The organism is Arthrobacter parietis (assembly GCF_039530425.1).
In the GTDB taxonomy this organism is placed as follows: Bacteria; Actinomycetota; Actinomycetes; order Actinomycetales; family Micrococcaceae; genus Arthrobacter_D; species Arthrobacter_D parietis.
In genome coordinates this window covers 311,249-326,716 of record NZ_BAAAON010000003.1, presented here as the reverse complement: position 1 = coordinate 326,716, position 15,468 = coordinate 311,249, and the positions used below count along the sequence as shown (strand labels likewise).

General features: G+C 58.4%; 8 protein-coding genes. 5 read left to right on the top strand and 3 right to left on the bottom strand.

The genetic code is table 11. The annotated features are described in order from the left end of the window. The first annotated feature begins 843 nt into the window (after positions 1 to 843). On the top strand, positions 844 to 3,957 hold the full coding sequence (locus ABFX19_RS13650; protein ID WP_346028746.1) for a DEAD/DEAH box helicase: 3,114 nt from the start codon (positions 844 to 846) through the stop codon (positions 3,955 to 3,957). 33 nt (positions 3,958 to 3,990) lie between these two features. Here the strand turns inward: ABFX19_RS13650 and ABFX19_RS13645 are convergent, their stop codons facing one another. From ABFX19_RS13645 to ABFX19_RS13635, 3 genes are all read right to left on the bottom strand, one after another. Continuing rightward, positions 3,991 to 4,515, bottom strand: a complete 525-nt coding sequence (locus ABFX19_RS13645) for a hypothetical protein (protein WP_346028600.1) — start codon at positions 4,513 to 4,515, stop codon at positions 3,991 to 3,993. 310 nt (positions 4,516 to 4,825) lie between these two features. Then, positions 4,826 to 5,269 carry a helicase-related protein gene (locus ABFX19_RS13640; RefSeq protein ID WP_346028599.1) on the bottom strand — a complete coding sequence of 148 codons (444 nt, stop codon included), beginning with the start codon at positions 5,267 to 5,269 and terminating at the stop codon, positions 4,826 to 4,828. A gap of 660 nt (positions 5,270 to 5,929) precedes the next feature. Further along, positions 5,930 to 6,211 carry a hypothetical protein gene (locus tag ABFX19_RS13635; RefSeq protein ID WP_346028598.1) on the bottom strand — a complete coding sequence of 94 codons (282 nt, stop codon included), beginning with the start codon at positions 6,209 to 6,211 and terminating at the stop codon, positions 5,930 to 5,932. Positions 6,212 to 6,501: 290 nt separating this feature from the next. Here ABFX19_RS13635 and ABFX19_RS13630 point away from each other — a divergent pair, with 290 nt between their 5' ends. The 4 genes from ABFX19_RS13630 to ABFX19_RS13615 all read left to right on the top strand — a co-directional run bounded on the left by ABFX19_RS13630 (position 6,502) and on the right by ABFX19_RS13615 (position 15,460). After that, a complete protein-coding gene (locus tag ABFX19_RS13630) occupies positions 6,502 to 9,063 on the top strand; it encodes a hypothetical protein (protein WP_346028597.1) in 2,562 nt (853 codons plus the stop codon). Next, entirely contained in the window at positions 9,050 to 10,567 is a 1,518-nt protein-coding gene (locus ABFX19_RS13625; protein WP_346028596.1) for a DEAD/DEAH box helicase family protein, read from the top strand. The genes ABFX19_RS13630 and ABFX19_RS13625 overlap by 14 nt, the downstream gene beginning before the upstream one ends. Before the next feature lie 121 nt (positions 10,568 to 10,688). Continuing rightward, positions 10,689 to 12,830, top strand: a complete 2,142-nt coding sequence (locus tag ABFX19_RS13620; protein ID WP_346028595.1) for a site-specific DNA-methyltransferase — start codon at positions 10,689 to 10,691, stop codon at positions 12,828 to 12,830. Beyond that, positions 12,827 to 15,460 (top strand): DEAD/DEAH box helicase, encoded by a 2,634-nt coding sequence (locus tag ABFX19_RS13615; protein ID WP_346028594.1) that lies wholly within the window; start codon positions 12,827 to 12,829, stop codon positions 15,458 to 15,460. Before ABFX19_RS13620 ends, ABFX19_RS13615 begins: the two co-directional genes overlap by 4 nt. The last annotated feature ends 8 nt before the right edge of the window (positions 15,461 to 15,468 follow it).

Here is a 15,468-nt window from a genome sequence, read left to right as displayed (position 1 = left end):
TTGACTATACAGATGCCAGACGTGCGAATGAATTGGTGGAGCCTGAGTGCGAACCACACGCCTTGAGCTTGGCCAAATGTGTAATCGTAGCTTCCCCAACTCATGGTGGTCGTTCAGATGAAAAACTGCGAAGCCATTTGGGTGCCAAGTGCACTGACTCGCCCTCAGCGCCGGCAGAGTTCGGTCTAGAAGAGCGTCACTCTCGAGCCGTAGCGCGGCTCTTGACGCTTCGCAGAATGATTGGAAGGTGATCGGGCTGATTTGGTCGCGCAACTTTCTCCTTCAATGCGTAATGCGTACGACTACTCGTTTCGTTGAATGGTACTTGTCCAGAACCTTTCCGTGGCGCGATTATGTTTAGGTATGGCGCTAGTATCAGGCTCGGCTCATGCGGAAACTGACTGTGAGACTATCCCCAGAAATGGTGCATGCGGAGGAACGGTTTAGCGGGTTGCTGCTTGCACGGATCGTCTGGTTGCATTGCCGTCCATTGCGGCTACGGCTTCTGATTCGCTGTCGCTATTACGAGCCGCTCCACCACCCGGACCGTTCGCTCATTTCGTAGTGGGAGCGGCGGACCTGACAATCAGCAAGCTCGTTAGCTGGCAGTGCTGCCTGCCTCCGCCCCCGAGGGTGTGGGGTCCGGGCACCCGCGCCGAAACTCGGCTCGCCGTATCACTGCGTTGCCTTCAGCTGCGATCGGTAAGCTCACCTTAACTACCTTCGAAACTGCGATTCGAAGGCTAGCTCGAAGTGCACCTACCTGCCGTCCCAGCGTCGAGACTCAGAAGCCTTTACTCTGGTCAGGTGAGCCAAACCAATGGGGGAGGGGCAGCGCCACAGCTGCCCGAGGGGCTGTATGAGCTTCTAAAAACTGACGCAATCGCCGGGCAACTGGCGGTGGCGCCGGGACTGCATGCTTCGTTCGAGCAGGTCGATGAGAGCAACGCGCCTGACCTCCTCTCGCGTTACGTAGCCGACGCCGTGCGACATGCCTTAGCGGAAGCCGCCCCTGAGGTGCGCGTACAGATCGCCAACAGCATTCTGGGACATCTCAGCCACTCAGCCACCATCGCTGCCGGCCCGCAGGAACTCCACGCGCTTCACCGGCCGGAGAACCTACGACGACGCAGCGTCAAACGACCCACCACACGCCTCAGCGAGTCGGCACTCCTCACCAACAGCAAAGATGACCCGAACCTCGCAGCAGAACTCCGTGCCGAGATGGATTCAGCGAACGCCGTCGACCTCCTCTGCGCCTTCGTCCGCTGGACCGGACTGCGCTTGCTCCACCCCGCCCTTGAAAGGCTCCACGAACGCGGGGCAAGGTTGCGCGTCATCACCACCACCTACATGGGCGCCACTGAACGCCGTGCCATCGACGAACTCGTCACCCGCTACGGTGCCGAGGTCAAGGTCAGCTACGAAACCCAGGCCACCCGCCTTCACGCCAAAGCTTGGCTATTCAGAAGGGACACAGGCTTCGATACTGCCTACGTCGGAAGCTCAAATCTGAGCAAGGCTGCACTCCTTGACGGACTGGAGTGGAACGTTCGGCTCTCCAATATCGCCACGCCCGCACTGCTGAAGAAGTTCGAGGTCACCTTCGACAGTTACTGGGAGCAGCGAGCGTTCCAGAGCTATGATCCCGAGCGCGACGGCGACAAACTCGACGCAGCCCTCGAACGAAATGGTGGCAAACGCACCATCGCTCCAGATGGCCTCACCGGACTGGAAGTCCAGCCATACCTCCACCAGGAGGAGATGCTCGAAGCGCTCGAAGCAGAGCGACTCAAAGGCCACACTCGCAATCTCCTCGTTGCCGCCACCGGAACCGGCAAGACCGTCATCGCCGCGCTTGACTACAAACGTCTCAGCGAAGCCGCAGGGCGAAACCTCACGCTCCTCTTCGTCGCGCACCGCCAGGAAATCCTGCGTCAATCCATGCGCACTTACCGAAACGTCATGCAAGACGGCGCTTTCGGTGAGCTTTACGTCGGCGACAACAAGCCGACACAGTGGAAGCAGGTCTTCGCATCGGTCCAGTCACTCAATGCCAGAGGCATACAGCAGCTCGAACCCAACATGTTTGACATGGTCGTCATCGACGAGTTCCACCATGCCATGGCGCCGACCTATCGAAGCTTGATCGACCACCTGGAACCGCAGCAGCTGCTTGGCCTCACAGCGACACCTGAGCGAGGCGACGGCGTCAACGTCGCCGACCAGTTCTTCGACGGTCGTACGGCGAGCGAACTCCGACTCTGGGATGCCCTCGACGCCGACCTCCTGGTGCCCTTCCACTACTTCGGCGTGTCCGACGACGTCGACCTCAGTCAGGTGGAGTGGAAGCGAGGCAACTACGATCTAGACCAGCTCGACCGTCTCTACACCGGTAACGATGCCCGCGCAGCCAAAGTCATCCGCGAACTCAAGGACAAAATCACCGGAACCGACGAGATGCGTGCACTCGGCTTCTGCGTCTCCGTTCAGCACGCCCACTACATGGCTGAGGTTTTCAACCGTGCAGGCATCGCGTCGACAGCTCTGCATGGTGGAACGGACGACGACGAACGCGCGCTTGCGCTGACACAGCTACGCGACCGCCAAATCAACTGCATCTTCACCGTCGACCTCTTCAACGAAGGTCTGGACCTGCCCGAAGTAGACACGATTCTCATGCTTCGCCCGACTCAGAGCGCAACGATTTTTCTTCAGCAGCTTGGCCGCGGGCTGCGACGCGCTGAGGAGAAATCGGTCCTTACGGTGCTGGACTTCATCGGGCAGCAGCGCCGCGAGTTCCGCTTCGACCTGCGGTACCGCGCACTCACGGGATTCGGTCGAAAGCAGCTGGAGAAAGCGGTCGACGACGAGTTCCCGTTCCTGCCGTCTGGTTCCCAGATCGTTCTCGACAGGGTGGCGCAGCGAGTCGTGCTGGAGAACATCCGGGCTCAGCTGCGGTTCAACCGTGCGCAACTTGTGCGTGACATTGGCTCCTATGGCGAAACGGTACTAGCCGAGTACCTCGAGCGATCTGGCAACGACCTGAAGACCATCTACCGCACGACGAAGGACTCTTGGACCGGGTATCTACGCCAGGCTGGCGTGATCGAGGGGCTCTCTCCAGGGGAGGCCGCCATCGCCGGAGGTCTGGCGGATCTCGCGCAGGAGAAACAACTTCTGCTGCGAATGGTGCGGCTGCTTCACGTCGACGACCCAGAACGAGCTGACGCGTACACGATGCTCGTCGGGGAACGCGCCCCGCGGTATGAAGACCTCGGACCACGGGAAAAGGCGTTCGCCCGGATGCTGTTTTATACGTTGTGGAGTGACGGCGGCGGTTTTCGAACGTACGATGACGGGTTGGACCATCTGCGCCGGTTCCGCTTTGTGTGTGACGAGATTCGGCAACTCGTCGACTTAGGCGTCGCTGACTCGAAGCATGCCGCGAAGGGGCTCGGCGTCGGGCTGCAGCACGTTCCTCTTCTATCCCATGCGACCTACCGGCGCGAAGAAGTTCTAGCAGCACTGGAATATGGATCCCTTGAGCTCGGCAAGAACGTGCAGCACCGTGAGGGCGTTGCTTGGTGTCCCACCACGTCGACCGACGTCTTCTTCGTCACGCTCAATAAGGACGAGCAGAATCACTCAGCGACCACCATGTACAAGGACTACGCCATCGGTCCTGACCTGTTTCACTGGGAATCACAGAATTCGACCGCCACAACCAGCCCTGTAGGTCAGCGGTATCTGAAACATAAGTCGCGAGGGTCGCAGGTATTGCTCTTCACCCGCGACACTGCGGAAGATGAGAGCGGGCTGACTGTGCCGTATACGTGCCTGGGGCAGGTCGACTACGTCCAGCATTCTGGGGAGAAGCCCATCGCGATTACCTGGAAACTGCACCGCGCCATGCCGGCCGACGTCTTTTCCTCCGCTGCGGCTGTGGCACGGTGAACCGGTTTCGATGCCCCATTTCGCTCCGATGTCTCAAGGAGTAGGTCTGTCTCCGTGAGAACGCTCCTGCAGCGCTGCATTCAACTCTTCGGTGATTCTTTCCAAATGGGTGATGGTTATGCGGCGCGACCGGACCCGATGGAAGGTCATCCACCCGTCAGATTCCACGGATGATCGTTCCAACCAGTAGTCGTGCTGTCCAGAAGCGGTTGCGAGCATTCGAAAATCGACTAAACCGGTGATCACAGCAGGGTCTCCCTCCTCCCTCGCCCAACCGGAAGGGAATTGGCGATAGTAGCGGCTGCTGAAGGCCCTCAGAACGTCGATCCCCTTCAGAATCGACTGACCGAACGAAGTCGGCCAAGCCCACCTCCTAAACGGCGGAGTCTCATTGAGATGAACCACCACGAGACTGAACTTCTCCATGTCGAAGACCAGAGCCGGTAGCTCCTCAATTTCGAAGAAGGTTCCACGTTTTCGTCGATCTTCCGCATATAGGCGCGCCGACGCGGGCGAAGTGAAAATCGCCTCATTGCTTTGGTAGTAGTTCGTTAACACGGAGTGCCAGGCGTTTCGCCGCGCAGTAAGGATCCACACCGAAGATCGGCGTGTCAGGTGGACGACCCCGTCGAGTGTGTGAGTGTCCCTCGGTAGAACGACGCTTTGGATGAGCATAGATTCCTCGGACGGGCAAGTGAACGAAGACCGTAAATATATCGCATAGAAGCCTAAGGTCGCAGATCGAGCGCGCGAACGTTCATTCCGTCCTTCATCAGCCCAAGCAGGTCATCCTGCCGCGCCTGGCCTAGCGTCAGCCGATACTTCGCCAGTCCCGAAAGCATCTGGTTGGTGCGCGGCACATGCCGGCTCAGAGGATGATCCAGCAGTCGCCGCTGAATTTTGTGCTGGCCCTATGGATCCAATGGGGGGCGAACTCGTTAGCTTGGTCTGCGGGCTGATCGGCAACATGCGCCGCCGCAGCCTCGAACAGCGCTTCCCGCGGATTCAACACGCCACGCCGCAGAACAGCCGCACCATGTGCCTCTGCGACATTCTTCCGCACGGCGTGCCCGAGATACCGATGCACCCGCTCCTCTCGCTGCTCATAGTCGACCGGGTTCCCCGGCACATCCCAGTGGATAACCGAGTGCGCCCACCAGTGGAAGTCGATGCCTTCCTGACCGACGGAGGTGGATGCCAGGACGAACGGCCAGAACGGGCTATTGAAGGCACGGCGGACGTCCGGCATGCGGTTGTTGTCGCCGTCGTCGCTTTTTGTGCTGCTGTATCGCATGGCGAAGCGGTCACTCATCCGCAGATCATCATGAGATTTGTCGGGATAGTTGGCCAACATTTGTGAGGGCTTCAGCGACAGCCCGCGGCTGGTCGACGCTGATCGGACCGGGCACTTGCTGGCTCCGAAGCTGGAAGACGTACTCGTCGAGGACGGCCTGCAGGTTTGCCGGCGGCGCAGTATCGGAGGACCTTCTGCCAGTAGTCTCCAGCCAGAGAAAGCGCATCGAGCAACATCGAGACGCCCAGCCGGTTGAATAACCCGCGCAAGCCGGTGGCGGCGAAAACAGAGGCCTTCCACAGTCAGCGTCGTCGAAGTCGGCGGGCAGAACGCGCTTGAGCGCCCGGTAGACGCAGTTAGTGGGGGATGTAACCGCGAGGTCTGCCAATTGTTCGTCCCAGCCGGCGGGCTGCGTCGGATGCTGCCTCAAGCACGGGATCGATGTGCCGTATATAGAGCCCGGCGTCCGGAGGATGCACTTTCCTCAGCGTCATCCACATCTTCGGTCGACTTGCCCTGCTGTTGGGTGAAGTCGTCCAGCGCCTGGATCTAACCGTCTCCACGCCAGCTCTGAGGAAGGACGCCCGGAATCGAAAAGTAAGCGGCCCAGGCGCCGAGGCGATTGCCCTCGTCCTCGAGCCGATCCCATTCGCCCGACTTCCAACCCGCCGCGTCAACCTAGTTCAGGACCGTTGTTTCAGATACCTGCGTGCCGGCCTTCCGGGCAGCAGTGAGCGGGTCGCCCGAGATGGCGAGTGGTGCGAGGGTAGACATGGCCATCGGCTCGCCGTCGCGAAGCCTGTAACGCAGGCCGCCACGGAACCGTTTGCGGGCTTCTGCGGTGTTCTCGCCATGCAGCTCCGAACCCCTAAGCATCTGACGCTCCGCATCGTAAGAAAGTAGTGTTGTGATCTTCGAAGGAGCGGCGTTCCACGCCGAAAAAATGAGCTGCTTGGTCACATCGCCGCCCCCTTTCGTGAATGGACCGGAGCTTCGGAAACATTTTGGTTTCTGACCGCAACGAAACTGACGAGACGATAGCCTTGTGAGTGAAGTAAGGGGGATTTATGGCGACGACGACGTCAGTTGGCGGTGCTTCTGGTGCTGTCGCATCTTCCAGCCACGCCGCGTGTGCACGATTCCGCGGCACAGATTCGCTCATAACAGGAATCACCCGGCGAAATCTCGCCAAGGCGCTGGGCTTCGAAGACGCGGCCGGAGGTATTCCCCAAGCCCGGTGGATGCGTGCAATGACGTTCGAGCGGTTGGTACGTCATGAATCGTTCGCCAGCAAAATAGCCACCAAAGCGCTCGGATACCTGGAGCTCGAGCGGCCGAGCGAGGTCGTGACGGTAAATGCACACGTCAATGCCAGCATGACCGCCACGCTCTTGGCCGAATCGCACGAGCGCGCGATCCGCACCGGCGCCACCACGCTCATCTACGGCATGGCTGTACCATTTCTCGGTTTCGAGAATTCCCGCGCGACCGAAATTAAGCCCGACTTCTCAGTCGTCGCGCCAAAGAGAGGAAGCGACCGGACGGGCTCTTGGCTGGTTGTTGGTGATGCGAAGGATTACGAACGACTTCGCTCGCGTATTGATGACTCCCGAATGTTGAAGGGATTTCTTCAAGTCGCGGTTGGTGCGGAATCTTGCAGTTCCTGGTCCTTGCTACCGCGAGGCATGGACGTCCATACCCATGGGGTGCTGGCAGTGCCCAGGAATTCTTTCCTCCAGCCGGAAGCGGTGGTCGAAAACCTGCACGACCACCGAGAAGAGGTGCGGCTTCGCATCGAAGAACGCCGCGTGGAAGCAGTCGAGGCCGACTACGACGAATCGAAGCCCCTGTCCGAGTTCGTATCTCATCTGATAGCGACGTTTGATCCAAGTTCGTGCACAACTTGCACATTATTCTCTTTCTGCCGGTCCGAGCTTCGATCCTCCACAGACCCCGGCGATCTGCTCGTTGAGTTAGGAATCAGTCGGGACCTTCGAGCAAGAGCGTTGGTGTTAGTCGACGGTTCTAATGAGGCGGTAGGCGTTCCCGCGAGCGTTGCCGCCAACATCGCGGCGACGCGGCAAGGGACGGCACAGACGACCGGCCAACTGCGAGTCGATCAGGTGGGCCGCCCAGGTACGGTCAACGTTGTCATCGCCAAGTCGGACGCTGCGGCGCTTGGTGTGCATGGTATTGCTATACAACGCATCGCCTCAGATGGTCGAGGTGAATGGGAAACCCACGTTTATGACGACCCGCAGGCTTCGGACACACGTCGCAAGGTGATGCGTGTGCTTGGCAGAGCGTTGTCTTCCGCTATGCGGGATCAGCGCACAAGCAGCGTCGGTTCCCCTGGAGCGATACACGTGGTTGTCCCGGACAAAGTCACAGCTGATCTTCTCGTTTCGATCGCGGACAACCTCGCGGGTGTCGAGCTGAGCAGATTACGTTGGGAACGAGATACGGAGATGGGTCGGGCAGCACTCACGTTCGACGGCGAACCGGCCATTACGCCCGCAGCGCTGAGTGAAGTGGACCGGACCGCTGTGTCGTTCCTGCTAGAGGAAGACCGGGCACGGGCATTTACTCTTCGCTGCCCAATTATCGACGTTCGTTCCGTCGTTGCAAGACACTTCGTTGCTGGTGGTCCGGAGGCCAATGCAGGTCGTCTAGACTACCTCGTCGGTTGGACTGAGGCCGCGGGTGATAATCCGTTGGAACACCGAACCTTCGCTGACGAGATTGAAAACTGCGTTCATACCCCAGGTGCTCGTCTGACTAACCGCCAGTCGGACGCGATCCACGAGGCGCTGAGTGGCGGAAGGGGTCGCTCTACCCCAGCACGTTCGACAGACCCGCCAACCTACGAGGCCTTGGTTGTCGAGGAATTGTCCTACAAGTCCTCGGTGCTCGATCGCGCACTCGACGTGATTGAGGGCCTTCCCGCGTCACGGCTTCGAGACGCCTATCGAGTGGTGGAAAGTGACGCCCAAGAGGTGTGGCGGCGTCGCCTGTCGCTGCGCGCGTCCGATCTGGTCAGGTTCGGGCGCACTTATCGATTCTGGCGGAATTCCCATGTTCCGATGATCGAGGATGACGGCCTCTGCAGTACACAACTCCTGGCCTTCTCAAATCCACACGCGGCACATGGACTTGCGACCTCACCGGGAACGCGTCAAGTCGCGTTTGCCACAGTCATCTCAACTCTCCCACTCGTGCTGGATGTCGACTCTCGTCGGGTCGGGGATGGATCAAGGGTCGTGATGCTGGCACGGAACGGTGAGCCATGTGTTGAGGCGGAATCAGTATCAGTGGACGTCTCGCCCAAGGGCGCTTTCAAAATTGATGGACTGAGCATTGGACCGCTAGAAATGGCAGGTGTAGCGGAGCACGCCCCCAAGACCCATTTCATTTGGGAACCCAAAGCGGTCCCAGAACTCGCCGAAGGTGACCTGCTGGTCGTTGCCGATCTTGGGTGGTTCCCGGAGTTAAGAGCTAACCGGTACCTGAATGTCGCTAAACCGCAAACCGATAGATTGTCGGCGCCAAGGGAGGATTGTGACTTCAGCTCATATGAGGAGAACCCGGAGCTGCATCAATGGTGTTGTCGACCTCATGAAAGCCGGGAGGCAGAGTGGTCGGATGAACTTGCGGACCGACGTGCTCGTGGCATGCTCAATCCGGAGGTTTGGCCGCCGGTAAGGGACGGAGACGCATTTGAGGTTTCTCCATCTGGCTCCCCCGTGGGTAATCCATACATAGAAGCCGGTGAAGAGGTCCCAGAAGAACTGACAATCGATGACATTGAGTGAAGCAATCGAATATTTCGCTCCACCGGAATTCCCGGCGGAGGGGAACGTGTACCATGCCCAAGCGGCTGTGCTCAACGCTGCGATCGCAGATGAAGCGAGCCATGAACTTTCTGACATGCTTTCTGGCGCTTCACCGATGGAGCGCATCCTGCTCAAAGCAGCGGCAGGTGCGGGCAAGTCTTACGCGTTGAAGCGGCTTGTGGCCGAAGCTCATTCGCACCCTGCCTGCTGGCGGACGGCTGTTGTAGCGTTCACCAACAAGCAGGTCCGGCCACTGGCACTTTCGATTGGGAGGGAGTTGGGACAAGATCACGTATGTCTTCTCGTCTCGGCTAAACAGTGGGGAGACGTACCCCAAGAAGTGCACGACGCGGCCACAGTAGTAACGTCAACCTCGCAGATTCCGGCTGACGCCAGAATTGTTATCGGCACTTGCAGCCGCCTGGGGGCACCCAGCGAGCTGGCCAGATTGCGTGGTCACCTCGGCGACGCCCACGCAGGATCCGGGCCATTTGACGTGATGTTCGTGGATGAAGCGTGGCAGATTCCGCACCACTTGTTCGACAAGGTTGTCAAACTGGCCCCGAAATGGGTGGGAGTAGGAGATGTCGGGCAGCTGCCGCCACTTGAAATTGGTCAGAATCCGTGGAGTGGGGATCCCGGGTACAACCCTTACCGTGCATGGCCGACGGACTATGCCGATGACGCGCGAACCTGGACTAGAGAGCTTCCTACGGTTTGGCGTCCCGCCGCCGGTCACCTCGCGCTCTGGCGTGCTTTCTATCCAGAATGGGCCTCCCTTGACTGCGTTGCTGCTGAAGGGGACCGAACCGTGAATCTAGGGACGATGAGCGGTCCGGTAACGGCGATCTGGCAACAAGTCGGTACTGGCGTGCCAACGATGCTCGAGGTAGATGGGTTGCCGGACCCCGAAGCCGCCGACATCGATCTCCCATTGATGGAGTTCGTGGAGGCCCTGCTTGACGAGTTCTTTTTGGCGGGAGCGAGTCTCCAGGCAGCTGAATACGACGACGACGGCGCACCCACCGGCGAAACTAAGACCTCTACGCCAGGCCAGGATGATCAGGACCCGCTGGTCGCTATCCTTGCAACGCGCAACCAAGCCGTCGACGACGCGGCGGAAGTCGTCGCGCGGCTACAAGAGAAGCACGGACTCACTGATCGGGACATTGTGAGTTCTACAGTTGACTCCTATCAAGGTCAGACAAACGGCATCACAATCGCCATTCATCCCCTCAATGGAGCTACTGAGCTGGATGCCTTCAACTCTTCGTTCGGCCGGTTGGCCGTTACTTGCACCCGTGCAACCCATGGAATCCTTATGGTTGCGCGCCCCGGTCTCGATGAGCTGCTATCTGAAGCACCGGCACGGCCTGGAACACCTCTCGGGGAACCTGGCAATCGGCAATTGCCTCGACAAACACATCAGCGAATTCTCGCAACTTTTGCCCGCGGTCGGATCGATGTGTCCGACGACGGTTAGCGCTCCGTTCGCGAGCGGTGCGTGGTGACTCGGTGAATCATCATCATCTAGTCCGATCCGCCAACGACCCGGCACGCTGACAGAACTATTGCCATCACAAACGAAAACATGAAGGAATCCGATGTCCCGGCTCAATGACTTACTCAGACGCTTGAGCACGAGCGACGCCTCGCTTGCTGCTGACCTGAAACGCGAGGTAGATGCCCTCGCCGACCGTCGCGCCTTTGGCTTGAACTTTGAGCGTCACGTGCCCGAGGCTGTTGAACTGCCCGGCCGCAAGGTCCGAAAGGGTGACAAGGTCAGAGTGCTGCCGCGACGCGGAGAGCATTCAATCGCAGAGAACCGCCGGCTCTGGCGCGTTCTGTCTATCAACCGGACGAGTGATCCCGCTACTGCAGTTCTCGGGGCACTCGATGGCGAGGTTGCCCAAGACGTCGCAGTAGACGATCTAATCGTTGTCGCTGAATTTCGTGATCCAATCTATCCCGGTCTTGTATCAACCGGCAAGGTGAAACGTGGCGGAGATAAACCGTTCCATACCGTAATCAACGCTGAAAATTTTCACGCGCTCCAGACGCTGCTCTTCACACACCGTGGCAAAGTCGACTGCATCTACATTGACCCGCCCTATAACACAGGCGCCAAGGACTGGAAGTATAGTAACGACTATGTTGAGGGTGATGACCTCTATCGTCACTCGAAGTGGTTGGCGTTTATGGAACGTAGGCTCCTACTCGCGAAGGAATTGTTGAACCCTAATGACTCGGTCCTCATTGTGACGATCGACGAGAAGGAGTATCTACGACTCGGGATGCTTCTCGAACAGACCTTTTCTGAGGCACGAATTCAGATGGTGACGAGTGTGATCAATCCAAGCGGAGTGGCACGTGGACGAAACTTGGTGCGAGTAGACGAGTACGTCTTCATTGTAATGGTCGGCGAAGCGGGGCCGTCCAAATGGCTCCACAACATGCTAGACACAAAGCGTGAGGATAAAAAGGCCGGAACAATCTGGAGGTCTTTGCAGCGCGCAGGTACTAATTCTCTGCGAACGGATCGCCCTAACCTCTTTTATCCCGTCTGGGTAATACCGGAGTCCCAGAAAATTCACTCTGTTGGGGATCCGATTTCTTTGAGTGAACCGCGAGACCAAGTATTGCCCTCTGAACCTGGGTTAATTCCTGTCTGGCCTATCAGGGCGGATGGTTCGGAGGGACGTTGGCAGATTGGGCATCTCGCTCTGCGCAAGCGGATCGCTGAAGGGACCGCGAGACTGGGCGCGGCGAACCGCAGCAAGACGGCATGGGCAATCAACTATCTTCGAGAGGCAGAACTAAGCAGGATTGAGTCCGGTCAACTAATCGTTAGGGGGAAGGACACGAACGGCGCGCTAGTAGTTGAATGGTCTGAGCAAACTGGGGCTTCATCTTTTAGCCCCGCTACGGTGTGGAATGTGGAGTCGCACAATGCGGGAGCGGGCGGATCAAATATCATCCGAGCCCTTATGCCGCACCGCAAGTTCCCCTTCCCGAAGTCCCTTTACGCGGTCGAGGACGCCTTGCGCTTCTTCGTGAGTGACAAGCCGAACGCGGTCGTTTTGGATTTCTTTGCAGGCTCGGGCACTACTGCTCACGCCGTCATGCGGCTGAATCGACAGGATGCCGGTAGGCGCCAGTGCATTAGCGTGACGAACAATGAGGTCTCCGCTGATGAGCAGCACAACTTACGCAAGAAGGGACTTCGACCAGGAGACAATGAGTGGGAAGAGCTTGGAATTTGCGACTTTATAACTAAGGCACGAATCCGAGCAGCCATCAGCGGAAGTACTCCGGAAGGCAATCCTATTGATGGTGAATACAAGGTCACCGACGAGTTCCCAATGAGCGATGGATTCGAGGAAAATGCCGAGTTCTTCACACTCACCTACGAGTCTGCACTTCGCGTCTCCTCCCACCGGGAGTTCGCTAAAATTGCCCCTCTCCTTTGGATTCGTGCCGGATCGGGCGGCCGGCGAATTGAAGACATTGCGGCTGGATGGGATGTTGCCGACACTTATGGCGTCATTGCCGATTTGAACCAAACGGAGGGGTTTCTTAAAGAAGTCGTCTCGAACGAGGGAGTAAGCCTCGTCTACATCGTGACCGATGAGGATCGGCTGTTCGAGTCGGTGGTGCGGGAGTTGCCTGAGCACGTCGAGCCGGTACGCCTCTATGAGGCCTACTTGCGCAACTTCGAGATTGAGACGGGAAGGAACTCACAGTGAAGTTCACACTCAAGGACTACCAGGACGATGCCGTCGCGGATGTGCTCGCCAACCTCGAACGTGCCAAGACGGAGTATGAACGTGACGGGCGTGAGTCATCGTTTTCGCTTACCGCAGCCACCGGCGCAGGTAAGACAGTAATGGCCGCGGCTGCGATTGAAGCACTCTTCTACGGGAGCGAGCGCTTCGACTTCGACCCGGATCCCGGCGCCGTCGTTATCTGGTTCTCGGATGACCCAAACCTCAATGATCAAACGCGGATGCGTCTTATGGACGCATCCGAGAAGTTCTCGTCAGCTGATCTCGTGGCCATTCAGCCCCCGTTCGCCAAACCGCGTCTAGACCCGGGCAAGGTTTACTTCCTCAACACCGGTAAGCTGACGAAGAACTCTCTCCTCACGCGCGGCCACGACGAAAACACCGAAGAGCAGCTTTCAGGTCTGGCTGACGTTGCCACGCCCGATATGCAGGGGTGGACGATTTGGGAGACGATCGCGAACACCATAGCGGACGACAATCTCACGCTCTATCTTGTGCTCGATGAAGCTCATCGCGGCTTCAACACTAGAGTCACCGGAGACAAGCCGACGATCGTTCGCAAGCTGGTCAACGGGCACGCTGGCTACCCGGCGGTCCCAATCGTTTGGGGCATTTCCGCAACGATTGAACGTTTTCAAGAGGCGATGAAGGCGGCCGACGCGAGCAAAGATCGCCGTGCGTACCCTTCTGTCATCGTCGATCCTTCCAGGGTTCAGGAATCCGGTCTGGTCAAAGACATTGTCGCGTTGAACATCCCAAATGAAACCGGGAACTTCGACACGACTCTCGTCCGACTGTCTGCAAAAAAGCTCGTGCAGTCCAGCGAGCGGTGGGCCAAGTACGGCCAGTCCCAAGGTGCTCTCGAGGTCGTTAAGCCTCTATTGGTATTGCAAACGCCTAACAAGCCGGAAAGCGATGACATTGGACGCGCGCTTGATACGATCGCCGACGAGTACCCTCAGCTCAACGGCTATAACGTCCGGCATGTGTTTGGTGATCACACAACTCAACGGTTCGGCGCCTGGGATGTCGACTGGATCGAGCCTCAACACGTTGAAGAAAATGACAAGGTTCGGGTGCTCATTGCCAAGGATGCGATCTCGACGGGTTGGGATTGCCCGCGCGCTGAGGTGATGGTGTCATTCCGCCCCGCCAAGGATAATACCCACATCACGCAGTTGCTCGGGCGCATGGTGCGCAGCCCCCTTGCGCGTCGAGTGCCCGGCGATGAGCGGCTCAACTCAGTTGATTGCATCCTGCCGTTCTTCGACCGAACCACCGCCGGGCAAGTCGTCAAATACCTCACTGGACAGCTAGAAGAAATGCCCGGCACAGCAGGGAAGAAAATCCTGCTCGACGGCCGGGAATTGCTGGCCAATCCGACGATTTCGGAAGCTGTCTGGGCCGCTTGGGACGAGTTACCGACTGAGACCCTTCCCAAGCGTGGCGCACGGCCGGTGAAGCGACTAGTAGCCCTAGCGCAAGCCCTCGCCATGGACGGGCTAAGGCCAGACGCGCTTCGTGACGCTGAGAGCGAGATGCATGCCATCCTCGACGGATATGCCGCACGGTATTCCCAGCTACTCGGTGAAGCGGTGGAGCAGGTATGGAGCGTAATCGTTCAGGAAATTTCCGGAAAGGTCGGCGCGTCCAAGCTCAGCTATCGCGAGTTTGCTGAGCGTGCTGACGACCGGGCGATACGTTCTGCCTTCGAAGATGCGAAAAAAGCCTTTGGCGCCGACATTGCGCAGTCCTACGTCAACTATCTGGCTGGCCCAGACAACGACGACGCGGAAGATGATGGACTGCGCGACGCCTTCGTGAAGGCGTCGGCACTTGCAACGGTCAAGGAAGTCCGCGAAAAGGTAGATCAAGAAGCCACCGAGATCGTTGATCGCTGGTTTGCCGAGAGCCGCGTGGATCTGAAGGGACTGCCGGACGACCGCCAGCAGGAATACGAGGACATCCGCGCGATGTCCACCGATCCGCAACGGGGGGTTCTCGGTCGGCCGCGCTCCCGCATGGAGGATTACCAAATAGTCGACGACAATGAGCAGGTCAGCGCCGCGCCATTGGCGAGCTTGCACCTCATGTCAGATGAAGAAGGACAGTTCCCCCTCAGTTCCCTCAACACATGGGAACGCGACGTGGTCAATACCGAGCTTGCTCGTGCGAATGCAATCGGTTGGTACCGCAATCCGTCGCGTGCCGCTGTCGACTCGCTCGGCATTGCGTACCGTGACGGGAAAGGCAACTGGCGGTCGATGCACCCGGACTTCATTTTCTTCCACCAGGTTGAGAATCAAGTCAAGGCGTCCATAGTTGACCCTCATGGACATCATCTTGAGGATGCTGTGACCAAGCTACGTGCGCTGGCGGACTTCGCGGAGAAATATGGCGAGAGCTTCTATCGCATCGAAGCTATTAGCCAGATCGACAACTCAATGTTTGTGCTCGATATGCAGATCCCTGAAGTTCGCAACGCTGTGCGCCACGAGAACAAGTCAGCAGTGGACTTCTATTATTCAGATATCGCTGTCGAATATGACACCTCGGACGCCAGTAGCCACCGTCACGTGATGAATCCCTGATGGTCTGA

What these genes read in the sequence shown, in the direction of transcription:
- ABFX19_RS13640 (WP_346028599.1), bottom strand. Translation starts at nt 5,269, where the DNA reads ATGAGTGACCGCTTCGCCATGCGATACAGCAGCACAAAAAGCGACGAC.
- ABFX19_RS13630 (WP_346028597.1), top strand. Translation starts at nt 6,502, where the DNA reads ATGACGTTCGAGCGGTTGGTACGTCATGAATCGTTCGCCAGCAAAATA.
- ABFX19_RS13625 (WP_346028596.1), top strand. Translation starts at nt 9,050, where the DNA reads ATGACATTGAGTGAAGCAATCGAATATTTCGCTCCACCGGAATTCCCG.
- ABFX19_RS13620 (WP_346028595.1), top strand. Translation starts at nt 10,689, where the DNA reads ATGTCCCGGCTCAATGACTTACTCAGACGCTTGAGCACGAGCGACGCC.